A 20,903-nucleotide genomic window follows, 5' to 3' on the forward strand; every position below is an offset into this window, starting at 1 on the left:
TAAAAATGACAAAAACAAAGATAGCCAATATCCCTTATGGACCGTATGTTACTGTTTTAGCAGGGGCTTCTGTAAAGGGAAAGCCAAACTATGCCACCATTGGAGCGTACGGAGTAGTAAGTCAAAAGCCTGTACTTTATATTTCTCTAAAAAATACCCATTACACAACAGCCGGAGTCATAGAAAACGGATACTTCTCTGTAAACATTCCCTCTTCCGATGACATAGAAAAAACGGATTATTGCGGGACTGCAACAGGAAATAAAACAGATAAATCAAACATTTTTGAATCATTTTACGATGATGCAGGTAATGCACCCATGATAAAAGAGTGCCCGGTAAATTATCTTTGTAAAGTAATTCAAACGATCCCAATCTTTGACTTTACAATGTTTCTTGGAGAAATTGTTGCGGCATATGCGAATGAAGATTGTCTGGAAAATGGCAAACCAAATGCTTTAAAGGTCAACCCTACCATCATGATGGGCTCTGGGTATTTTGATATAAAGGACAGAGTAGGTTCCATATTTCAAACATGCAGCATGAATCGATAGAATTTAAAAGTTAAATAGGTATTTGCCTGAACCGACTGAAGAAAAATCTGGCATCAGAATAAATCTTTCATAAAACGGTTGACATTGACGCTGCGTAATAGTTTATAGTGGTTTTTGCAAGGGGGTGATAAGATGGAATACACCATAAATAAGCTGGCGAAATTAGCGGGGATAAGTACAAGAGCACTGAGGTATTACGATGAGTTAGGATTGCTTTCACCCGCCCGAGTCAGTTCCAATGGATACCGGATTTACGGGCAAAAGGAGATCGATCGGCTGCAGCAAATCCTTTTTTACCGTGAACTGGGGGTATCGCTGGAAGAAATCCGAAATATTCTTGCTTCCAAAGACTTTGACGGACTATCGGCGCTGGAGAGCCATTTGACTGCCTTGCTTGCCAGGCGAGAGCAATTGAATTTGCTGGTCGCCAATGTCGAAAAAACCATTAAGACCATGAAAGGAGAAATGATAATGAGTGATCAGGAGAAGTTTGAAGGCTTCCTTCAAAAGCTGGTGGACCATAACGAGCATCAATATGGAGAGGAAGCCCGGGCAAAATATGGAGATGAGCGCGTAAACCGCTCCAACGCCAAGGTTTTAAATATGAGCAAGGAACAATTCACTGAATTGGAAAGGCTGACGGAAGATTTGAACGAAACATTAAAAGCGGCCTTTGAGCAAGGCGACCCAGCCAGTGAACTGGCGCAAAAAGCCTGTGAGCTGCATAAAAAATGGCTCTGCTTTTATTGGGACGATTACAACAAAGAAGCTCATAAAGGCGTGACGCAGATGTATGTGGATGATCCTCGCTTTACTGCGTATTACGATAAGATTGCACCCGGCTGCGCAGCGTTTTTGCGGGATGCGGTAGCGATATACTGCAAATAATTTTATAGAATGATAGAAAGTCCACTTGCTGGAAAGCAAGTGGGCTTTTTCGCCTCCGTGATTGTACTACGAGAAACGATTACCGGTATTGCTGTATTCGGGATTGTGCTTATTTGAAAAATTTGCGATCAGAAAGTCTTGACAGTACATATCATTATGATATATCATGATGATATATATAAAACGAACAAAAGGTATAGAGATGAAAGAAAATACAGGTAAATCGAAATATGTAATGCTAGGTATGCTTGCCCGCATGCCGCAGACTGGTTATACCATAAAAAAATGGATAGAGAACGAATACAGCCATTTCTGGCAGGAGAGTTTTGGTCAGATATATCCGACTCTCAAGAAACTGGTAGCTGAGGGGCTTGCCGTCACCTCAAATCATACACAGAATGGAAATGGACGGGGACAGATCGTATACACTATCACTGACGCAGGCAGAAAAGAGCTTTCAGATTGGCTGAGAGAGGAACCGGAAATCGAGAAGATCCGGTACGAACTGTTACTAAAAGTTTCCTTTGGTGAAAATACAGAACCAGAGGTGCTGCTTGGTCATCTGGACAATTTTATCATAAGAAATGATAAGCTTGTCAAAGAAATGAACGGCTATATCGAACTTTGCGGACAGTTTAAGGAGCAAGATATTGACTGCTCCTACAGTCAGCTGACCGCACTTTGCGGTGCTTATATTTATTCCGCAATGAGGGATTGGGCTGTTGAGGCAAAGAGAATCATTAAAGAGAAGGAAGATGATAAATAACAGTACAATTTTATTTGAAATGTAACAATTAACCGTATCGATGAGTTAAGAGGAGAATAGCTATGAACACTCTGGTTGTATATTTTTCGTTTACCGGCAGTACAAGATCCATTGCAAAAAAGATTGCAGAAACGCTAGGCGCTGACATTACGGAGTTAAAAACAAGCAAAAACTATCCGACAGAAGGATTTCGGAAATACTTTTGGGGAGGAAAGAGCGTTATTTTTGGTGAGAAGCCTGAATTAATTAACAAACGCATTGATTTAAGCCAGTATGATACGATTATCATCGGAACACCGGTCTGGGCCGGTTCGTTTACACCACCCATAAAAAGCTTTATCAGCCAATATAAGATCCAGGGCAAACGGATCGCGTTGTTTGCCAGCCATGCTGGTGGCGGAGCTCAAAAGTGCTTTACGAAATTAAAGAAAGAACTCTCAGGGAATGAGTTCATCGGTGAAATAGATTTTGCAGAGCCGAAGAAAAGCCTGGAGGAAAATCTATCTGAAACTGTCAAGTGGGCCAAGTGCCTGCCTATGGAGATGCAATAATGGGCAATACGGAAAAATTTGAAATGATAGCAGATAAATATGACACTCCTGAAAGAATCCAAATTGCAAAAGTATCATCAAACGCCATTCGTGAATACGTAGTTGATGCTAAGAGTAAGAGTGCAATTGATTTTGGGTGCGGAACCGGCCTGGTTGGAATGAATTTGCTCAATGATTTTAGTTCGATGCTTTTTCTGGATACATCACAAAACATGATTCATCAAATAGAGCATAAGATTTCCGGCTCTAATATACAGAATGCAGCTACCTTGTGTTTCGATTTTGAAAAGGATCATCTTTCGGACTTACAGGCTGACTATATTTTTATGGCCCAGGTTTTGCTCCATATCAATGACATTGAATTAATTTTATCAAGATTATATGAGACCTTAAATGAACATGGGCATTTGCTAATCGTAGATTATAATAAAAATGAAAAAGTAGCTTCCGATATGGTTCATAATGGATTTGATCAAACAGAGTTAGCGGCTGTTATGACAAAAATAGGTTACAGGGAGATTCAATCTAAAACTTTTTACACTGGAAGTAAAATATTCATGGGGCAGGATGCATCTTTGTTTGTCCTTGATTCACAGAAATAAAATATTTAAAATCCCAGATAAGCTGGGTGAAATGGACAAAAGCATTAGAAAAGCAGTGAATTACAAAAAACATATTGCAAAATATAAAGATATTCGTTATGATGAATTTAATTATGCAAAGGGAGGTGGCTTGATGTCGTCTATTCGCTAAGATAATGAACAATAAAATTTTAGCTCTCAAATCACGAGGGGTCTTTTGTTGTACTTATTTTGTGGATATAGGCTCAGGCTGCCTGTAATTTGATTAAGCAAATTATAGGTTTTATTTACGCAGGCAATGAGCCAGGTGGACTTACATGTAAGTTCATTTGGTGGCTGTCACAATAACGTGAGAAACCGGAATAGCAGGTTTCTTTCTGTTAATGTATTATAAGTAAGCAGACAACTCTAAGTGGCAGAGTTATCTGTTTTTTTATTGTCCAGAATAAACGTAATTGAAACAATTGATTTTTAATTAAAAGGAGAAAGCATTGTATTATGATCCGAGACTTTAAAAGTACCGATATCGAGCAAATTATGAAGATATGGCTTAATGCTAATATTACGGCTCACCATTTTATTGACAGCAGCTATTGGGTAAACAGCTATGCCACAGTCAATGAAATTCTGCCCCAGGCGTCTGTCTATGTGTATAGTTCAAGTGGTCAGATTCAAGGATTTCTTGGACTTAACGAAGATTACATTGAGGGAATCTTTGTTGATTCAGAATACCAATCCAAAGGAATCGGCAGGCAGCTGCTCCACTATGCCAAAGAGAGGCATAATAGACTTCTTTTAAATGTTTATAAGAGAAATGAGCGGGCAGTAACGTTCTATTTAAGAGAAGGATTCAAGATCTTAACGGAACAAATTGAGGAGGAAACAAAAGAAAGCGAGTTCACAATGGTATGGGAGTCGCTTGAAGCAAGAATTAGTGACGTTTAAAGATAACCTTTACGAAGGGGGGAAGCATTTTATGAAATTTAGTTCGGCTTGCTATGCATAGCAAAGGCTATCGCATAGCATCAGAAAATTGATACTTGTATAGCCTTTGCTCAGTCCTGAAAACATGGATTAGGAGGAGCATAATGAGCTATATCAAAGCAGCCGATGTGCTGCCTAAAGAAATTATAGACTTAATACAAAATTATATTGACGGTGAATATATTTACGTCCCAAGAAAAGAAATTAACCGTAAGACCTGGGGAGAAAATACTAAAAGCAAAGAAATGATTCTTTGCAGAAACATGGAGATTTACGAAAAATTTACAGATGGAATATCGATTGACCATCTTTCGAAAACTTACTATTTATCACCGAAGAGTATACAAAAAATTATTGCAAAAATTAAGCTGGATAACCAGTAAACAAAGAAGCGCCATGAAGCTGCATGGTGCTTCTTTGCTTCTGAAACGTCAATTCGGTTGCGGCTATTCCCAAATAGAACCTATAATATTACCTGAAGCGGGCAAGTGCATCCTCAAAAGCTTGCCTATATCAGGAGGAAACAAAGTGAAGAAGAAAAAGGAATCAGAAGTTTTTCAGGCTACTGTTGTAAATGTCATGAATAAACAAGTCCATATATTATCAGAAGGTGAAATCATTACTTGCCTGCTTCCCGGTTCTATGATCTCGAATAAAAATACTCTGATCGTCGGGGATCAGGTTGAAGTAGGGCTTGCAGGAAAGGATCAATATAAACTGATTCATATTCTGCCGAGAAAAACCGCCTTATATAGGGGAAATCGCCGCTCCAAAGAGGAAAAAGTACTGGTAGCGGCGAATGCTCACTGTCTTTTGGCAATCGTGACTGCTGATTATCTGCTCAATCAGGCAGGTTACCTGGAAGCGGCGATCATTGCCGCCAAACGGGCAGGAATTCAAGCCGGTGTATTTATCAGCAAATGGGATATGATTGGGGAGAGAGCTCAGGCTCTGTTAGAAGGCAAACTGGCCCTATATCAAAATACTGCTGACTTTGTATTTAAAGGTTCTGCCCGTGAAAAACAAGAGAATCTAATTAAAATAGTTGAGGGAAAAACGGTTGTTGTCGTCGGTGACAGGTCTTGCGGCAAAACATCTTTAATTCGTGGGAGTTTAAACGAACGATTAGAAAAAGAAGATTGCTACTGTACGACGCCTAGCACACATACCAGTACTTTGCAGGTAGGCTCCAGAGGGACCTTATGGATCGATACACCAGGCTTCCGGGATTTTGCCCTGCAGCAAATCACCGAGGAGGAACGAAACGCAGTATTTCCGGAAATAACACAATTGATTGAAGGATGCTATTTCCGGAACTGTACCCATGTCCATGAAGATGGCTGCCAGGTTCTTGAGGCGCTTCGAGCGAAGAAGCTTAAAAGAGAACGATATGATGCTTATCAGAAAATGGGAGACACCAAAATTGTTTCCGGTAATGTACCTAAAATGGATTATCGGCATTCTGCCTGCGCAGAGAGCTTCACTTGCAAAGTCTGTGGGTCGCTTGTGGTGCCGGAAGGTGCTGGGAGCCGGCACCGCAACCATTGTCCCAAGTGCCTGTCCAGTGTTCATGTAGACAATGAACCGGGCGACCGGGCCTCCCTATGCCAGGGAATTATGGAGCCGGTCAGTGTTTGGGTGCGCAAGGGTGGTGAATGGGCGATTATTCACAGATGCCGAATGTGCGGAACCCTAAGTTCAAATCGGATCGCTGCAGATGACAATCCGGCCCTGCTCATGTCCATCGCAGTGAAACCTTTGGCTATGACTCCTTTTCCGCGCAATAAATTGGACGATATATTCGCACAATGATTTTATAAAACAATATATATAAATACCATAGTTATTAGGGCGGAATACATTCACGCCCTAATTTTTTTGCAGAAGATATAACCACTATAATCTTACTTGACAGCAAAATACGGAAATGTTATATTTGTATGTACAAACAAAGGAGGGAATATCTTGAGTTGTAATTATGAATCAGACGATCAGGAATGTAAGCTTAATGGCTGCCTGTTTTTTACTTCTACAAAACTCGCCAGGGAATTCGGTAAAATAGCGGATGAAGCGTTCCGTAAAACAGGTTTTTCACCCAGTCATGCAATACTCCTGTATCATGTAAATCTAACAGGCGGTATACAACAGAAGGAAATTGGTGAAATACTGCATCTAACACCATCTACCATAACCCGTTTGCTTGAGAGTATTGAGCGAAAAGGGCTTATTGCGAAAAAGGCGGAAGGAAAGAATGTATATCTTTGCACCACACAAGAAGGCTTGGCTATGCAAAGTGAAATTATAGCAGCATGGAATCAGCTTCAGGATAAGTACAAGGATGTATTGACAGAAGAAGAAACCCGTAGATTTTTAGAGATCAGCAACAAGCTGCTTAAAAGTCTGGATAATAGAAAATCAGATAAGAAAATATAATTCAGGAGGTCATGTCTATGGAAGAAATATTTATCAGAAGAAGCATTCGCAAATTTAAAGCCCAGGAGGTAGAACCTGAAAAGATTGATAAGCTGCTCCGGGCCGCCATGCAGGCTCCATCGGCCGCCAATCAGCAGCCGTGGGAATTCATTGTGGTACAGGATAAGGAGCGATTGGCTCAAATTGCTGAAACCTCACCTTATGCAAAGCTGGCTGCGAATTCCGCTGTAACCTTTGTTTTACTGGCTAATGATAAAGATCTGACTGTACCGACCGGATGGGAACAGGACATGAGCGCTGCGGCACAGAACATGCTTTTAGAAGCCGTTCATTTGGGTCTTGGCGGTGTATGGCTTGGCGTTGCTACATCGAATGTTGTTACAGAAAATGTGAGCCGTTTGTTTGGACTTCCGGATCATATCCGGCCCTTTGCACTGATTTCCGTAGGCTACCCGGATGGGCAGAAAAATCAATTCATTGACCGTTATCAGGCGGATCGAGTGCATTACGAAACCTGGAACCAAATCGAAAAGGAGAGCTAATAAGAAAAATGATTAAAATCGTTGCGGAGAATTTCATCAAATCAGAAAAAGTAGAGGAATTTATCTTATTAGCAAAGCAGCTTGTACAGGATACCCGGCAGAATGACATTGGCTGCCTCCGTTATGAGTTGCTGCAGGATATAAAAGACCCACAGTTGCTGACAATTCTCGAGGAATGGGAAGATCAGGAAGCGTTAAACAAACATATGGCGGCTAAGCATTTTAAGGAAGCCATTGCATTGTTTGCAGATCTCGTGGAGAAACCAGGTAAGATCAATCTTTATAAGATGTTAGTCTAAAAGGGAGGAGCAGTAAAATATGAACGTGGATTTCCCTGTTGAAAAAACAGTTATGGCTCGCAGCAGCGTCCGGACATATGAGAACCGTGTCCTTACAACCAATGAAAAGGATCAACTAAACGCCTATATTGATAGTTTAACCAACCCATTTTCCATAGATATTACCTTTCGTCTGCTGGAAAAAGCTGCATCAGCCGATGGAGAAAAGCTGGGGACCTATGGGATCATTAAAGGTGCTGAGAATTATATTGGTGCTTCTGTGGCAGATAAAGAACTGGCTTTGGAGGCATTGGGCTATTCATTTGAAAATTTGATTTTGTACGCTACATCCCTTGGGCTTGGCACATGCTGGCTTGGCGGGACTTTTAACCGGAGCGGTTTTGCAGCAGCCATGAACCTAAAAGATGGAGATCTTTTCCCCTGCATTTCCCCCGTTGGTTATCCAACAGGTAAAAAAAGGACGCTGGAATCCGTGATGAGGTGGGTAGCAAAGTCAGGAAAAAGAAAAGAATGGAATGAATTGTTTTTTAAGCAGGAGTTCTCAAAACCCTTGACGAAAGTTGAGGCAGGGGACTTTACTTTTCCGCTGGAAATGGTACGCCTGGCTCCTTCCGCCGTTAATAAGCAACCCTGGAGAATTGTGCAGGATAAAGATACGTATCATTTTTATCTGGCAAGAACCCTAAAAAACGACAACGAGAAAATTGATCTCCAAAGGGTCGATATAGGAATCGCTGCCAGCCATTTCCATCTGGCCGCATTGGAAAAAGGATTACCTGGAAAGTTTCAAAAACTTGTAAAACCCGAAATTCAAAGTCCGGATCAGGTGCAGTACATTTTTTCCTGGACCGCAGATTAATATTATGGAGCCGCTGATCAAAACCTACCGGTCAGCGGCTTTTTTATGATTAGCAGCTTAAATATCTAAATTCAATGCTGGTTATAGCTACAGGGCCAGCATAGTCATCAAAAGCTGGAATACGGGCAATGCTCAATAATGCAAAATCTTCTGCATTGAAAAAATCATCTAATATAAATTCTATAACATAATGATTGTATTGCTGGTTACCCGGCGAGTTTTGAACCGGAATATCGATTCTTTCAACGGTTCTCAAATCATCGATGCTGATTACTCCATTAGCTCTGGTAAATAAGGATGAAAGTCTAATTGAAAATCTGGTTCCAACTGGTATACTTGAATTATCACTGATCAGATGAACAAATATTTTAGCCTTTGGGAATCGTTTGCGCGCATCTTTTGGTACGCTGAACGTTAATGAATATTCATCTGTATCGCCTTGGGGCATTTGCCATCCTAATATAAAAATGCCGGATTCTCCCAGTTGTTCCGTATCAGGTCCAGTGGTATTTGCATCATTCATATTTCCTGCATTGAATATTAAAGATTTAAAAACGAGTTCTTCATGATTATGCTCATAACCATATGCCATATTAAAACACCTCCTTTCATAATATATTGTATTACGCATGTCCAATTAATGTTACTCATTATATAAACTTCACTTTCCTCCATAAATCATTTATAATTGAGGTAGTTTGGAAACATGTTTCAGACGAGCAAAAGGATATGGAAAGAGTACAATTGTTTTCTAAGCAATGAGAAGTTCAAAAAATTAAATGGATTATAGAAAAGAGAGGAATACGATATGTTTAGAGAAATGAGAAGAATCAAACAATTATTATCGCCTGAAGATACAAAAGCGGTAATGGACAGATGTACTAATGGGGTATTGGCCTGCTTAGGTGATGAAGATTATCCGTATGCTGTTCCCCTAAGCTATGTTTATTTTAATGGAAAGATATATGTCCATTCAGCAAAAGCCGGGCATAAGGTTGATGCTGTCATGAAATATCCAAAAGTATCTTTTTCCGTCATTGATGAAGATACGATTGTAAGTAAGGAATATACTTCTTACTTCCGCAGTGTTATCGCCTTTGGAAAAGCCAGAATTGTGGAAGGTGATGAGAGAGTGGAAGCATTTAAGGCTCTGGTGGAAAAGTATTCAGGCGATCAGCCGGAAGAGGCCAAGAATAAGGAAATAGACGGTTGCACACATGCTTACATTATTGCGATTGATATTGAACACATAACCGGCAAGGAAGCAATGGCATATGTCAGAGCGAAACAGCAATAATTTTTATACACATATACATAATAAAAAGACAATGGCTGAATGAACTGCCCCCCATAAGTTGGATTTTTATGTCTAACTTATGGGGGCACCTCAGTATGCCATTGCCTTTTTATTATATCCGATTTATTTCGTGTAATTATCGAAGTAGCCTTGTACTAATACGATAGGCGTTCCTTTATCACCGCTTCCGGAAGTAAGGTCACAGAGAGAACCGATTAAGTCGGTTAAACGGCGAGGGGTAGTTCCCTGAGAAACCATGCTGCCGACTAAATTGTTGTCTTTGCTTTGAATATAGTTTGAAATAGCAGCCTTTAATTCCGCACCGCTTAAATCAGCAAAATCATTATCAGCAAGATATTTTAATTTGACTTCATTAGGCTGGCCTTCCAGACCTTCTGTATATGCCGGAGAAACCACCGGATCTGCCAATTCCCAAATTTTACCCATAGGATCTTTGAAAGCACCGTCGCCATAAATCATGACTTCAATATGTTTTCCAGTTCTTTCAAGGAGTCCATCCTGAATGCTTTTAACAATTGGTTCGCAATTGCGGGGGAATAGCTTAACCGTATCTTCGGTAGCTTTATTGCTTCCAAGCAAACCATAATTTTCGTTATATCCACTGCCATTAACCTGTGCGGTTAAGATATCGTCAAGACCAAACACAGTCTCTGCTCCGGCAGCATTTAATAAGCGTTTGGTTCTAAAACGGGTATGAATATCGCAGTTAAGAACATGCTTGGTGTAATTTAAAATTGTGCGGCAGTCATTTGCAAGAATAACTTCTACTTCACAGCCTTCTTTTTGAATAAGCTCTTTGTAGTATTCAATGTAATCAACTCCGGTAAAGGTATGCTTACGGAAGCCAAAAAGCTCACGGTAACGTGCCTCAGTTAAAACATCAGTCCAGGGGTTAATCCCTTTTTCATCTAAAGCATCGAGATCGATTAAGTGATTACCTACCTCATCGGAAGGATAGCTTAACATGAGTACGATCTTTTTTGCACCTCTTGCAATACCCTTAAGACAAATGGAAAAACGGTTGCGGCTTAAAATAGGGAATACAATACCGATGGTTTCATTACCGAATTTATCTTTAATATCAGCAGCGATCTGGTCAACAGTAGCATAATTTCCCTGAGCACGGGCAACAATGGCCTCGGTTGCAGCAACAACATCTCGGTCACGTAATTCAAAATTCTCACTTTTTGCTGCATCAAGTACACTTGTAATTACTATTTCTGCAATGTCGTCTCCCTGACGGATAATTGGAGCACGTACACCTCTTGAAACAGTACCTATTAATCTCTCCATATGCATGACTCTCCTTTAAACCCATGACAAATGCTCATGGGGTGTATTTAATTCACCTTATTATAACACGATAATTGATATTGGTAAACTTAATGCTTTTTATATATAACATAACTTCTACTTATATCAGATTTGATTATTAATGCAGTAACTAATAAAATTCAGCAAAGCAGGAACATTTTATTTTAATATTAATGTTATAATTAACTTATTAAATATAGAAATATCAGGTGGGGGTATGCATTGAATTACAGAGAACATATAGAAAAAAGTATTAAATTTATGGAAGACCATATGAAAGAAAACGTTACAATAGAAGAAATTGCAAGTCAATCCGGGTATTCTCTTTATCATTTTTGCAGAGTTTTCAATTTATGTATGGGTGTATCTGTCATGGAATACTTAAGGGCGCGCAGATTATCCTTAGCAGCCACGGAACTTTTTAAAGGTAGGAAAGTCATAGACATTGCTGTGGATTATGGGTTTGAGACATCAGGAGGTTTTACTAAAGCGTTCCGTAAAGCGTTTGGCTATACCCCCACACAGTATGTGGAGAGGAAGACCGGGTATTCTGATGTGAAAAGTGTATGTCCTGCGATTGTAGAAAGGCCTGCATTTAAGGTGGCCGGATATGGAATTAAAACAGATATTACGGGAGCATCCTATACAAAGGATATTGCTTCTTTCTGGAGCAATTATAATGGCGAAAACTTAGAAAGTAAAATGTACAAAGTTTTGAATCCCACAAAACATGGGGAAGTGGGGTTATACGTTCCTTTATCGGAGGATGGCAATGCAATCTATCTTTTGGGTGTGATTGTGGAGGATTTTACAAATGTAGGGGAAGATATGCTGACAGTAGAAATACCAAATGCAGAGTACGCTGTTTTTACAACCAATCCTGTGGATACCAGCAATGATTGGGAACAAAAAGAGTTTGCAGAGGTTATTGCAGGTACATGGAAATATATATTTGAAGATTGGTTCCCGGGCAGCGGGTATATTTTCGATGAAAGTAAATTTGATTTTGAATTCTATGATGAGCGTTGTCATCATAGGCAGGATACGGTTATGGATATCTATATCCCAGTCAAAAAAGAATAGTTACATAATAATTATGGAAGAAAGGTGATAAAGAATGTTGAACTATTATGGTAGATTGTCTTCCGAAGTATATGATATGGATAAGCCTGTGGGCCATTCTTTTGGAGATATCGAATTTTATACGGATAGGCTAAAGTCATGTAAAGGACCGGTTCTTGAGCCTGCGACAGGAACCGGACGAATGTTGATCCCCCTTTTAGAAAAAGGATTCCATGTCGAAGGTTTTGACAGTTCAAAGGATATGCTGGGTATCTGTCATGAGAACTGCAAAAAGAGAGGCCTGGATCCTAAACTTTTTGAGGAAAAGATGGAGTCTTTTTCTCTGGATACAAAATACGATGCTATTATCGTACCGACGGGAACATTTCTTTTATTGTACAAAAGAGCTGATTCTATAAAAGCTTTAAAAAACTTTTATGAGCATCTATCTGACGGCGGCCGGCTAATTGTAGACATATTTTTGCAAAATAAAATATCAACAGGGATAGTATCCACAAGAACTTGGGAATGTTCCAATGGGGATATCATTACATTAGAAAATAAAATTGTAGAGATTGACTATATCAATCAATATACAATTTCTCATGGACGATATGAAAAATGGCGTGATGGCGTGCTTTTGCAGACGGAATTAGAGCATTTTCCGTTACGGTGGTATGGAGTGGAAGAGTTTCGGTTAGTGCTTGAAAGCGTCGGATTTAAAGATATCAAGATTTCTTCAGATTATAAATTGGGAAAATATCCATCATCATCTGAAGATATGATCACTTTTGAAGCCGTAGCAGTGAAATAAAAATGATCCCAATGCAAAGAACATTGACGAATGGTCTAATAAAATATATAATAATACCAGTTTAAAAGGTCTGGGACCAAGAGAGAACTCACAGTTTTAAAATGAAAAAGGCCTGGGAGATATCAAGATGATATCTTTCAGGCTTTATTGATATTTGCAGCTGAATCGCCGGCATTGGGAGCGGGCATCGGACAGTTTTGGATTACAAATTATATATAAGGAGAAAATAATATGAAGAAAAAATTCGCTTTTTTATTGATGGGAAGTCATTATAATCCGGCGGTACATCAGGCTTGTTTTGAAACAGAGAAACAAATCAGCTATATTGTTACAGTTAAGAATTTCAAAGAAGCCTGTGATAAGATTACTTTCTTAGAAAGTGAAGGGGTTGGCGCTGTTGAACTATGCGGTGCATTTGGCGAAGAAGGTGCACAAAAGTTGATTGAACTGACAAACAATAGAATCGCTATAGGCTATGTCACTCATAAGCCTGAACAGGATCAGTTGTTTGCTGATTTCTTTTCAAACTTTAGTCGATGAAGCAGTACCGTTTACAAAAGAGGAGGTATAAGATTTTATGGGTGTTATCGTCAGACCTATTGAAGAAAACGACGCTGAATCACTTTGGCAAATGATGTCTGCGCTGGATTCTGAGACAAAATACATGATGTACGAGCCGAATGAGCGGACGAAAAATATTGATAGAATAAAATCTACCATCAATGAAACTGTCACAGGCAATAATCTGTTTTTAGTTGCCGAAGCAGATCATGAAATCGTTGGATATATATCTGCGCAAAAAGGCATTTTTAAAAGAGTAAAACATTCTGCATATATCGTTGTGGGCATTCGTGCATCTTATCAGCGGCAAGGGATCGGCACCTCTTTTTTCAAACAGCTGGACATATGGGCCAGTGAGAAAGGGGTTACCAGACTTGAACTAACGGTAATGTGTATCAATGATACCGCAAAACACCTCTACGAAAAAAATGGTTTTGTTGTAGAAGGGATCAAAAGAAATTCCATGGTAGTAGATGGAACATATGTGGACGAATATTATATGGCAAAACTATTATAAGCAACAAATATGGTGTCAAAATGATAAATAAGAATCTGGAGGTGATTTCAATATGAAGCTGTTTATTATTGAAGACGATATCGTTCTAAGAACAGAATTAATTTCGCTGCTGGAAAGCTATAACTATTCTTGTGAAACAAGTGATAACTTTAAAAACATTATATCGGAGGCCGTGGATTCAAATGCAGATTTAATTTTGCTTGATATCAATCTCCCTTATTATGATGGGTATCATGTATGCAGGGAAATCCGCAAGATATCGGATGTACCGATTATGGTTGTGACAAGCCGCAACAATGATATGGATGAACTGATGAGCATGAATCTGGGTGCAGATGATTTTATAACAAAACCCTATAACATTCAAATCCTACTTGCCAGGATCGCCGCAATACTCAAACGCACCAACCAGAAGAATTATTCATCAGAAGTAGAATATAAGGGCTTAACATTATCAATGGCAAAAAGCACAGTATATTACGAAAGCAAAGAGGCTGAGCTTACGAAAAATGAATTGCGTATTCTCTCTGTTTTAATGCAAAATGCAAACAGCATCATTTCACGGGATGATTTGATGGATGAGCTTTGGCAGTCGGATGAATTCGTCGATGACAATACACTGACAGTTAATGTCAACCGCTTGCGTAAAAAACTTGAAGAAATCGGTGCTGCAGATTTTATTAAGACCAAACGTGGACAGGGGTATATGATATGAATTTATCAAGCTTTTTGAAAGATAAGATCCTGTTTTTACTGGCGCAAAGCTTTATCATTGTTTTTTTAGTTTTAATGTTAGATGTCTACCATATCAGTCGCTATGCCACAATACTTATTTGCATAACCATTGTCTTCATCTCTTTCGCTGCATTGGCATACGAATACCTGATTCGCAGCAGATATTATAATAGACTAAATAAAACGCTGGAATCAATGGAGCAAAAGCAGTATATCGCTTCCCTATTAGAGGCACCTAATTTCGCTGAAGCGGAAGTTTTATGCGAGATTCTTAAGCATGTTACAAAAGCCATGAACGATGAGATTGCCTCCTATAAGATATCCCAGGATGAATACCGGGAATATATTGAAACATGGATCCATGAGATAAAGATCCCTATTTCCTGCATCGACCTTATCTGTCAGAACAACCGCAATGACATAACTAAGAAAATATCCGAGGAAACAGTACGGGTGGATTCTTATATTGAACAGGCTCTTTATTATGCCCGGAGCAAAAACGTGGCGTCTGACTACAGTATCAGAAGACTTTCTCTTGACAGCTTGGTGAAGGCTGCTGTTAAGAAACATTCAAAACAGCTGATAGGCTGCGGTGCGCAGGTGAAACTGGACAATCTTGATTATACGGTTTATGCTGATGAAAAGTGGCTGGATTTTATCATTGGACAGATAATAGCAAACAGTATCAAATATAAAGAGGATGCCTTGACTCTATGGTTTTCTGCTTCAGAAAACCAGGAGAATATCATTCTTTCTATCCGGGATAATGGAATCGGCATATCTGAAAGCGACCTTGGGAGAGTGTTTGAAAAGGGATTTACGGGAGAAAATGGAAGAGCGTTCGCCAAATCTACTGGGATCGGCCTGTACCTTTGCAAAGAACTTTGTAATAAGATGTATCTGGGATTGGAAGCCCAGTCATCTGTCGGGAACGGTACAACAATTCATATAATATTTCCAAAAGACAGGCAGTCATTTCTACAGTAAAGGGTTCCGCTTTCGCATATGCGGAGCCGTGCAGTATAATTAAGTTTGAAGCAGAGATAAGTAGAAAATTATTATTTAAGACAGAAGAGGGGGAATAATGGTCATGCTTCGTTATGTACACACAAATATTATTGCTAAAGATGCAAACAAACTGATTGATTTTTATAAAAAGGTGTTTCACTGCAAAAGCATCAATGAAACACGTGACCTGCGAGGGGTGTGGTTAGACGGACTAACAGGACTGAATGATGCACATATTACAGGAGAGCATCTTCTTTTGCCAGGATACGTAGAAGACCACCCGACGCTCGAAATATTTTCATACGACAAGCTGGAAGGAACTATACCTTCGGAGATTAACCGCCCGGGAATTGCACATATAGCTTTTGAAGTGGATGATGTGGAAGCAACCTTGGCAGAAGTCATTAGGGCGGGAGGAAGTAACTTCGGAGAGTTGGTTACTGCGGCTTACCCAAACGGCAAAGAAGCAGTATTTGTTTATGCGCGGGACCCTGAAGGCAATATTCTTGAACTGCAAAGCTGGAGACAGATAAATCAAACCTAAAGAATGAGGCTAGCGAAGTCGTGTGCCAACAAAAAAAGGCTGTATGTTCCCTATGCGGGAGCATACAGCCTTTTTATCTTACAAATTTGTTCGTTTACCGTAAGTAAAATCTATGGTTCCATGATTCTTTCCCTGTTATACTGAGGAAGCAAAACACGAAAGGAGTAATTTTGATGAAAAATAAAACAATTAGTATCAGTATATTGTTACTTGCTGTCATCAGCTTCCTTATGGGTAGTGTAAAAATATCTCCTATGGTTTCTGCCGGATATGAAATGTATAGGAATGCGACAGATGCCATAAGCGTGCCGGATAGAATAGAGGAGCTTAAACAGCAAAATGGTTATATTACATTTGATGAGATACCCGAAGGATATAAAGAGCAGGTGTTAAATTCAGAAGATAAACGTTTTTACTATCATTTCGGCTTTGATCCCATTGCGACAGCAAGGGCCATGGCAAACAATCTGATCGCAGGAAGCTTTGTGCAAGGGGGGAGCACCATCACCCAGCAGCTTGCAAAAAATATGTACTTTTCTTTTGAAAAGAAATATGAGCGAAAGGTAGCAGAATTATTTGTTGCTTTTCAGCTTGAAAGAGATCTTACAAAAGATGAAATACTGGAACTCTATTGTAATATTGCTTACTTCGGAGAAGGATGCTATGGACTAAAACAAGCGGCGAATCACTATTACGGTGTTGAGCCATTAGAGTTGACAACTACGCAGATCAAAGCCCTTGTCTGGACAATTAAAAGTCCAAATAACTACAACCCCAATGCTTACAAAGCGATTCCGGTATAATATATGTGACATCAATTATCGTGTTGCATTTGCCATATGCCTCTTTACGGCGTTTAGCTCATTGCTTTTCACGGTATAATGAAAAGTGACAAAAATGTTCGTTCCTTGTAAGCAAAATCAATGGCTGACAGAGGCAGATGGAATTATAATAGACATAAGTTAGAAATAGAAAAGGAGATCATAAATGTTACAAAAAGGATTAAATAGTTTTCAGATTAAAATAATTGCTTTGGTGCTCATGGTATTCGATCATATTCACTATATTTTTACAGGTGTTTTCCAAGTTCCCCTGTGGTTTACCATGCTGGGCAGATTATCAGCACCTTTATTCATCTTTGCTACGGCCAATGGCATGAGATACACAAGAAACCCGGTAAAATATTTAATGCGTTTATGGTTTGGATTTGTATTTATGAACTTTGGCAATGATCTGATTAATCAATATTTCCCGTTGCCTAATGGGGGTATTATCATAAATAATATATTTTCCACACTGTTTGTAATATGCCTGATCATATTCAGTATTCAGCGTATTTCTGTATGCAGGAAAGAGAATCGTCCATTTTTGCAATATATATTTTTAATGCTTGTTCCTGTTTTCAGCAGTATCATTATTTTTATGACCATGTCTAATCCCAGCTTATTTTTTATGGTAAGAGGAATAATGTTCTTTGTCCCCTCTCTCTTATTCTGTGAAGGCGGTATTATACTGGTTGTTTTAGGCGTCGGATTATATTTATGCAACCAGGATAAAAAGAAAATAGGTATATTTTATCTGGTGCTCAGTATTTTAGTCTTTGCAATGGGTTATAACCCTGAGATCGGTGTGGAAAGCATGTTTTTGGATAACATCCAGTGGTGCATGGTATTTGCTTTACCATTTATGCTGCTTTACAATAAGCAAAAGGGCCGTGGAATGAAATATTTCTTTTATGCCTTTTATCCGGCCCATATCTATATTTTTACAATTTTAGCCAATATAATTTCTAAATACTAGGGGAGAGGATAGACAATATGAATACAATCTTAAAGGTTGAGAACCTTCAGAAATATTACGGTAATAAAGGGAATGTCACAAAGGCTGTTGACAATATCAGCTTCAATGTTTTAGAAGGAGAATATATCGGTATTATGGGGGCATCGGGCAGTGGAAAAACTACCATTCTTAATTGTGTTTCCACCATTGATGATGCGACCTCAGGTCATATTTTTATAGATGGAATGGATGTCACTGAGATGAAAGCAGAAGCTTTATCAAAGTTCAGACGTGAAAAGCTTGGCTTTATTTTTCAGGACTTTAATCTTTTAGATACCCTGACTGCCCATGAAAATATTGCCCTGGCCCTGGCAATTATGAAAGCTCCAGCAGGAGAAATGGATGAGCGGATCCACCAGGCTGCCTCCCTTTTAAACATTACGGAGGTATTGCAAAAGTACCCATATCAGATGTCAGGCGGCCAAAAGCAGCGTGTAGCTGCAGCAAGAGCCATCATTACAAATCCGACCCTGATTCTTGCCGATGAACCTACCGGAGCCCTGGATTCTAAGTCTGCAAAGATGCTTTTGGAAAGCTTCAAAAATTTAAATGAACAGATAAATGCTGCTATTTTAATGGTAACCCATGATGCATTTACTGCCAGCTATTGCAAACGCATTTTGTTCATCAAAGACGGAAAGCTGTTTAATGAGCTTATCCGGGGAAATGAATCACGCAAGGAATTTTTTGACCGGATCATGGAGGTTATGGCCCTTCTTGGAGGTGATTTAAGTGCTGACTAAGCTTGTTTTTAAAAATGTCGGAAAAAGCATGCAGGATTACACGGTATATTTTTTCACTCTTGTTTTTGGCGTTTCAATCTTTTATATGTTTAACTCCATCTATGCGCAGCAGGATATCATGGTTGTGACGGAAATACTGACCGATTCTATGATTGCACTTAGAAAGATATTATCAGTCATATCTGTGTTTGTTGCAGTGATCCTGGGTTTTTTGATCGTATATGCAAACAGTTTTTTTATCAGACGCCGTAAAAAAGAAATGGGTATTTACATGACTCTGGGGATGAGCAAAGGTAAAATTTCTGCCATTCTTGTATCTGAAACATTTCTCATGGGACTTATTGCTTTAATTGCAGGGCTGATCATCGGTGTTTTCGGCTCCCAGTTTATGTCTGTGTTCACTGCTAAAATATTTGAGGCAGACATGACCGCCTATAAATTCATATTTTCACCAGATGCAGCGGTGAAAAGTAGCCTATATTTCGCAGTTATTTTTTTGACCGTAATCATTTTCAATACAATTACAGTCAGCAAGTATAAACTGATTGACTTGATCTACGGCGGTCGGAAAAATGAAAGCTTAAAAATTAGAAGTACCAAATTATCGGTTCTGGTTTTCCTGGTATCCATTGTTTTCTTAGGTACCGCCTATGCATTGGTTTTAAAAAATGGAATTATTAATATTAACCGTATCTTCCTTTGGTCCATTATTTTAGGAACGGCCGGTTCGTTACTTTTTTTCTTTTCTCTTTCGGGAATACTTACAAAGCTGATACAATCAAATAAAAAGCTTTATTATAAAAACCTGACCATGTTTGTAACCCGTCAGCTCACCAGTAAGATCAACACAAATTTTATATCCATATCCGTGGTCAGCATTGTCTTGCTTCTGGTAATCGGTATTTTTTCAACCGGTTACAGCATGAAAAATATTCTGTCAGCCAATTTAAAGGAAACTGCACCCTATGATGTCAGTTTTTATGGCGATGGGAAAGGGAATTATAAGACCATATATGAAAGCCTGCCTATGTCAATAAAAGGTATTGATGCAATTAGCCATGAATATAGTATTTACCGCGGGGACCTTCATTACAAGGATTTTCCGGTTGATTATTCTTCCCTGTCCTTTGATATAGGGAAACGCGGCCTCGATTTTGTTATGTTTTCTGATTACCAGAAGTTTTTAGAAATGCAGGGAATGGAAAAAGCCGATCTTCCTGGAAATGGATATTTCATTGTTGCGACCGGCGATGTTTACCAGCATGCTGCGCAGCAGTTTCTTGATAGAAATGTATCAATCTCCCTTGGAGGTAAAACGCTCCAGCCAAAGGGGAAAGTACAAAACATAAAGCTTTCCAACAGTGATTCCGGTATCACGTTTGTTGTAAATGACGGGTTTTCTGAAACCCTTAGCAAGTCACCGGATCAGGTGCTTAACATGATATGCAAAACCGGGGAAGGATCAAAGGAACTTCAGGAAAACCTAAAACAATATAGTAACAGCGAGGATTATCAGGAAAAGGGCTTTTGGTACTATTCAAGCAGAGAAGAGATCTATGCTTCATCGCTTGCCATGAAAGCCATCATATCTTTTTTAGCCATTTATCTTGGCATTGTGTTTATGGTTGCCTGCGCGGCAATTCTTGCAATCCAGCAGCTTGCCCAGGCATCGGATAACAAGGAGCGTTATGCACTGTTAAGGAAGCTGGGTGCTGAAAAGAAAATGCTGGACAGAGCATTGTTTGTACAAATACTTTGTTACTTTTTACTTCCTTTTATACTTGGAATTGTTCATTCCATTGTTGGGCTTACTGCTGTAAATAATGTAATGATGGCCTTTGAACGTGTGAATGTGATGGATAGTGTTTTTATCCCGGCGTTGTTTATTGTTTTTATTTATGGCGTTTATTTTGGATTGACTTATATCGGGTGTAAGCATATTTTAAGAAGAGATCAATATTAAATGTGTTTGAAAACCTAAAACAGGTCCG

At 39.2% G+C, this 20,903-nt stretch carries 27 protein-coding genes; 25 read left to right on the plus strand and 2 right to left on the minus strand.

Annotated elements, in window-relative coordinates:
• Nucleotides 1-5 precede the first annotated feature (5 nt).
• The 13 genes from ACHZES_RS23575 (at nucleotide 6) to ACHZES_RS23635 (ending at nucleotide 8,457) form a co-directional block, all read left to right on the plus strand.
• A complete protein-coding gene (locus ACHZES_RS23575) occupies nucleotides 6-554 on the plus strand; it encodes a flavin reductase family protein (protein ID WP_038279678.1) in 549 nt (182 codons plus the stop codon).
• Nucleotides 555-686: 132 nt separating this feature from the next.
• Complete coding sequence (locus tag ACHZES_RS23580) at nucleotides 687-1,442, plus strand: MerR family transcriptional regulator (RefSeq protein ID WP_154521079.1); 756 nt, start codon at nucleotides 687-689, stop codon at nucleotides 1,440-1,442.
• A gap of 202 nt (nucleotides 1,443-1,644) precedes the next feature.
• Entirely contained in the window at nucleotides 1,645-2,208 is a 564-nt protein-coding gene (locus tag ACHZES_RS23585; RefSeq protein WP_395547607.1) for a helix-turn-helix transcriptional regulator, read from the plus strand.
• Nucleotides 2,209-2,270: 62 nt separating this feature from the next.
• Nucleotides 2,271-2,759: a flavodoxin family protein gene (locus ACHZES_RS23590; RefSeq protein WP_395547606.1), complete on the plus strand. Its 489-nt coding sequence runs from the start codon at nucleotides 2,271-2,273 to the stop codon at nucleotides 2,757-2,759.
• Entirely contained in the window at nucleotides 2,759-3,361 is a 603-nt protein-coding gene (locus ACHZES_RS23595) for a class I SAM-dependent methyltransferase (protein WP_395547605.1), read from the plus strand. Before ACHZES_RS23590 ends, ACHZES_RS23595 begins: the two co-directional genes overlap by 1 nt.
• Complete coding sequence (locus tag ACHZES_RS23600) at nucleotides 3,345-3,512, plus strand: hypothetical protein (protein WP_395547604.1); 168 nt, start codon at nucleotides 3,345-3,347, stop codon at nucleotides 3,510-3,512. Before ACHZES_RS23595 ends, ACHZES_RS23600 begins: the two co-directional genes overlap by 17 nt.
• Nucleotides 3,513-3,838: 326 nt before the next feature.
• The gene (locus tag ACHZES_RS23605) at nucleotides 3,839-4,285 is read left to right on the plus strand and encodes an N-acetyltransferase (protein WP_395547603.1); all 447 of its coding nucleotides are present in this window, start codon (nucleotides 3,839-3,841) and stop codon (nucleotides 4,283-4,285) included.
• Between the two features lie 95 nt (nucleotides 4,286-4,380).
• The gene (locus tag ACHZES_RS23610; protein ID WP_395547602.1) at nucleotides 4,381-4,707 is read left to right on the plus strand and encodes a CD3324 family protein; all 327 of its coding nucleotides are present in this window, start codon (nucleotides 4,381-4,383) and stop codon (nucleotides 4,705-4,707) included.
• A 145-nt stretch (nucleotides 4,708-4,852) separates the two neighbouring features.
• The gene (locus ACHZES_RS23615) at nucleotides 4,853-6,136 is read left to right on the plus strand and encodes an RNHCP domain-containing protein (RefSeq protein WP_395547601.1); all 1,284 of its coding nucleotides are present in this window, start codon (nucleotides 4,853-4,855) and stop codon (nucleotides 6,134-6,136) included.
• A gap of 153 nt (nucleotides 6,137-6,289) precedes the next feature.
• The gene (locus tag ACHZES_RS23620; protein WP_195841079.1) at nucleotides 6,290-6,757 is read left to right on the plus strand and encodes a MarR family winged helix-turn-helix transcriptional regulator; all 468 of its coding nucleotides are present in this window, start codon (nucleotides 6,290-6,292) and stop codon (nucleotides 6,755-6,757) included.
• A 17-nt stretch (nucleotides 6,758-6,774) separates the two neighbouring features.
• A complete protein-coding gene (locus ACHZES_RS23625; protein ID WP_395547600.1) occupies nucleotides 6,775-7,299 on the plus strand; it encodes a nitroreductase family protein in 525 nt (174 codons plus the stop codon).
• Nucleotides 7,300-7,307: 8 nt separating this feature from the next.
• The gene (locus tag ACHZES_RS23630; protein ID WP_395547599.1) at nucleotides 7,308-7,598 is read left to right on the plus strand and encodes a putative quinol monooxygenase; all 291 of its coding nucleotides are present in this window, start codon (nucleotides 7,308-7,310) and stop codon (nucleotides 7,596-7,598) included.
• A 19-nt stretch (nucleotides 7,599-7,617) separates the two neighbouring features.
• Complete coding sequence (locus ACHZES_RS23635; protein ID WP_395547598.1) at nucleotides 7,618-8,457, plus strand: nitroreductase family protein; 840 nt, start codon at nucleotides 7,618-7,620, stop codon at nucleotides 8,455-8,457.
• A gap of 49 nt (nucleotides 8,458-8,506) precedes the next feature.
• Here ACHZES_RS23635 and ACHZES_RS23640 read toward each other — a convergent pair whose 3' ends face one another.
• Entirely contained in the window at nucleotides 8,507-9,049 is a 543-nt protein-coding gene (locus ACHZES_RS23640) for a hypothetical protein (protein ID WP_395547597.1), read from the minus strand.
• A gap of 216 nt (nucleotides 9,050-9,265) precedes the next feature.
• On the opposite strand from ACHZES_RS23640, the gene ACHZES_RS23645 reads away from it, so the two are divergent.
• Entirely contained in the window at nucleotides 9,266-9,754 is a 489-nt protein-coding gene (locus tag ACHZES_RS23645) for a pyridoxamine 5'-phosphate oxidase family protein (protein ID WP_395547596.1), read from the plus strand.
• Between the two features lie 123 nt (nucleotides 9,755-9,877).
• Here the strand turns inward: ACHZES_RS23645 and ACHZES_RS23650 are convergent, their stop codons facing one another.
• Nucleotides 9,878-11,068 carry a coenzyme F420-0:L-glutamate ligase gene (locus tag ACHZES_RS23650; protein WP_038279649.1) on the minus strand — a complete coding sequence of 397 codons (1,191 nt, stop codon included), beginning with the start codon at nucleotides 11,066-11,068 and terminating at the stop codon, nucleotides 9,878-9,880.
• Between the two features lie 243 nt (nucleotides 11,069-11,311).
• On the opposite strand from ACHZES_RS23650, the gene ACHZES_RS23655 reads away from it, so the two are divergent.
• The 11 genes from ACHZES_RS23655 to ACHZES_RS23705 all read left to right on the plus strand — a co-directional run bounded on the left by ACHZES_RS23655 (nucleotide 11,312) and on the right by ACHZES_RS23705 (nucleotide 20,875).
• Entirely contained in the window at nucleotides 11,312-12,172 is an 861-nt protein-coding gene (locus ACHZES_RS23655; RefSeq protein ID WP_395547594.1) for an effector binding domain-containing protein, read from the plus strand.
• Nucleotides 12,173-12,206: 34 nt separating this feature from the next.
• A complete protein-coding gene (locus ACHZES_RS23660; protein ID WP_154521070.1) occupies nucleotides 12,207-12,965 on the plus strand; it encodes a bifunctional 2-polyprenyl-6-hydroxyphenol methylase/3-demethylubiquinol 3-O-methyltransferase UbiG in 759 nt (252 codons plus the stop codon).
• A 231-nt stretch (nucleotides 12,966-13,196) separates the two neighbouring features.
• Nucleotides 13,197-13,505: a DUF6506 family protein gene (locus ACHZES_RS23665; protein ID WP_038279641.1), complete on the plus strand. Its 309-nt coding sequence runs from the start codon at nucleotides 13,197-13,199 to the stop codon at nucleotides 13,503-13,505.
• Nucleotides 13,506-13,542: 37 nt separating this feature from the next.
• Nucleotides 13,543-14,043, plus strand: a complete 501-nt coding sequence (locus ACHZES_RS23670) for a GNAT family N-acetyltransferase (RefSeq protein WP_038279638.1) — start codon at nucleotides 13,543-13,545, stop codon at nucleotides 14,041-14,043.
• 52 nt (nucleotides 14,044-14,095) lie between these two features.
• Nucleotides 14,096-14,758 (plus strand): response regulator transcription factor, encoded by a 663-nt coding sequence (locus ACHZES_RS23675; RefSeq protein WP_038279636.1) that lies wholly within the window; start codon nucleotides 14,096-14,098, stop codon nucleotides 14,756-14,758.
• On the plus strand, nucleotides 14,755-15,765 hold the full coding sequence (locus ACHZES_RS23680) for a sensor histidine kinase (RefSeq protein WP_154521067.1): 1,011 nt from the start codon (nucleotides 14,755-14,757) through the stop codon (nucleotides 15,763-15,765). Before ACHZES_RS23675 ends, ACHZES_RS23680 begins: the two co-directional genes overlap by 4 nt.
• A gap of 103 nt (nucleotides 15,766-15,868) precedes the next feature.
• Nucleotides 15,869-16,330 carry a VOC family protein gene (locus ACHZES_RS23685; RefSeq protein WP_395547593.1) on the plus strand — a complete coding sequence of 154 codons (462 nt, stop codon included), beginning with the start codon at nucleotides 15,869-15,871 and terminating at the stop codon, nucleotides 16,328-16,330.
• Between the two features lie 173 nt (nucleotides 16,331-16,503).
• The gene (locus ACHZES_RS23690; protein WP_154521065.1) at nucleotides 16,504-17,133 is read left to right on the plus strand and encodes a biosynthetic peptidoglycan transglycosylase; all 630 of its coding nucleotides are present in this window, start codon (nucleotides 16,504-16,506) and stop codon (nucleotides 17,131-17,133) included.
• Between the two features lie 184 nt (nucleotides 17,134-17,317).
• The gene (locus tag ACHZES_RS23695) at nucleotides 17,318-18,130 is read left to right on the plus strand and encodes a TraX family protein (RefSeq protein ID WP_154521064.1); all 813 of its coding nucleotides are present in this window, start codon (nucleotides 17,318-17,320) and stop codon (nucleotides 18,128-18,130) included.
• 17 nt (nucleotides 18,131-18,147) lie between these two features.
• On the plus strand, nucleotides 18,148-18,912 hold the full coding sequence (locus tag ACHZES_RS23700; RefSeq protein ID WP_038279627.1) for an ABC transporter ATP-binding protein: 765 nt from the start codon (nucleotides 18,148-18,150) through the stop codon (nucleotides 18,910-18,912).
• Nucleotides 18,902-20,875: an FtsX-like permease family protein gene (locus ACHZES_RS23705; protein ID WP_395547592.1), complete on the plus strand. Its 1,974-nt coding sequence runs from the start codon at nucleotides 18,902-18,904 to the stop codon at nucleotides 20,873-20,875. Before ACHZES_RS23700 ends, ACHZES_RS23705 begins: the two co-directional genes overlap by 11 nt.
• Nucleotides 20,876-20,903: the final 28 nt, after the last annotated feature.

This window comes from Lacrimispora sanguinis, assembly GCF_044987295.1.
In the GTDB taxonomy this organism is placed as follows: Bacteria; Bacillota; Clostridia; order Lachnospirales; family Lachnospiraceae; genus Lacrimispora; species Lacrimispora celerecrescens_B.

Bases quoted from the DNA above. Each gene is read 5' to 3' on its own strand.
- ACHZES_RS23575 (WP_038279678.1), top strand. From the start codon at position 6: ATGACAAAAACAAAGATAGCCAATATCCCTTATGGACCGTATGTTACT.
- ACHZES_RS23580 (WP_154521079.1), top strand. From the start codon at position 687: ATGGAATACACCATAAATAAGCTGGCGAAATTAGCGGGGATAAGTACA.
- ACHZES_RS23585 (WP_395547607.1), top strand. From the start codon at position 1,645: ATGAAAGAAAATACAGGTAAATCGAAATATGTAATGCTAGGTATGCTT.
- ACHZES_RS23590 (WP_395547606.1), top strand. From the start codon at position 2,271: ATGAACACTCTGGTTGTATATTTTTCGTTTACCGGCAGTACAAGATCC.
- ACHZES_RS23595 (WP_395547605.1), top strand. From the start codon at position 2,759: ATGGGCAATACGGAAAAATTTGAAATGATAGCAGATAAATATGACACT.
- ACHZES_RS23605 (WP_395547603.1), top strand. From the start codon at position 3,839: ATGATCCGAGACTTTAAAAGTACCGATATCGAGCAAATTATGAAGATA.
- ACHZES_RS23625 (WP_395547600.1), top strand. From the start codon at position 6,775: ATGGAAGAAATATTTATCAGAAGAAGCATTCGCAAATTTAAAGCCCAG.
- ACHZES_RS23630 (WP_395547599.1), top strand. From the start codon at position 7,308: ATGATTAAAATCGTTGCGGAGAATTTCATCAAATCAGAAAAAGTAGAG.
- ACHZES_RS23635 (WP_395547598.1), top strand. From the start codon at position 7,618: ATGAACGTGGATTTCCCTGTTGAAAAAACAGTTATGGCTCGCAGCAGC.
- ACHZES_RS23640 (WP_395547597.1), bottom strand. From the start codon at position 9,049: ATGGCATATGGTTATGAGCATAATCATGAAGAACTCGTTTTTAAATCT.
- ACHZES_RS23645 (WP_395547596.1), top strand. From the start codon at position 9,266: ATGTTTAGAGAAATGAGAAGAATCAAACAATTATTATCGCCTGAAGAT.
- ACHZES_RS23650 (WP_038279649.1), bottom strand. From the start codon at position 11,068: ATGGAGAGATTAATAGGTACTGTTTCAAGAGGTGTACGTGCTCCAATT.
- ACHZES_RS23660 (WP_154521070.1), top strand. From the start codon at position 12,207: ATGTTGAACTATTATGGTAGATTGTCTTCCGAAGTATATGATATGGAT.
- ACHZES_RS23665 (WP_038279641.1), top strand. From the start codon at position 13,197: ATGAAGAAAAAATTCGCTTTTTTATTGATGGGAAGTCATTATAATCCG.
- ACHZES_RS23670 (WP_038279638.1), top strand. From the start codon at position 13,543: ATGGGTGTTATCGTCAGACCTATTGAAGAAAACGACGCTGAATCACTT.
- ACHZES_RS23675 (WP_038279636.1), top strand. From the start codon at position 14,096: ATGAAGCTGTTTATTATTGAAGACGATATCGTTCTAAGAACAGAATTA.
- ACHZES_RS23680 (WP_154521067.1), top strand. From the start codon at position 14,755: ATGAATTTATCAAGCTTTTTGAAAGATAAGATCCTGTTTTTACTGGCG.
- ACHZES_RS23685 (WP_395547593.1), top strand. From the start codon at position 15,869: ATGCTTCGTTATGTACACACAAATATTATTGCTAAAGATGCAAACAAA.
- ACHZES_RS23690 (WP_154521065.1), top strand. From the start codon at position 16,504: ATGAAAAATAAAACAATTAGTATCAGTATATTGTTACTTGCTGTCATC.
- ACHZES_RS23695 (WP_154521064.1), top strand. From the start codon at position 17,318: ATGTTACAAAAAGGATTAAATAGTTTTCAGATTAAAATAATTGCTTTG.
- ACHZES_RS23700 (WP_038279627.1), top strand. From the start codon at position 18,148: ATGAATACAATCTTAAAGGTTGAGAACCTTCAGAAATATTACGGTAAT.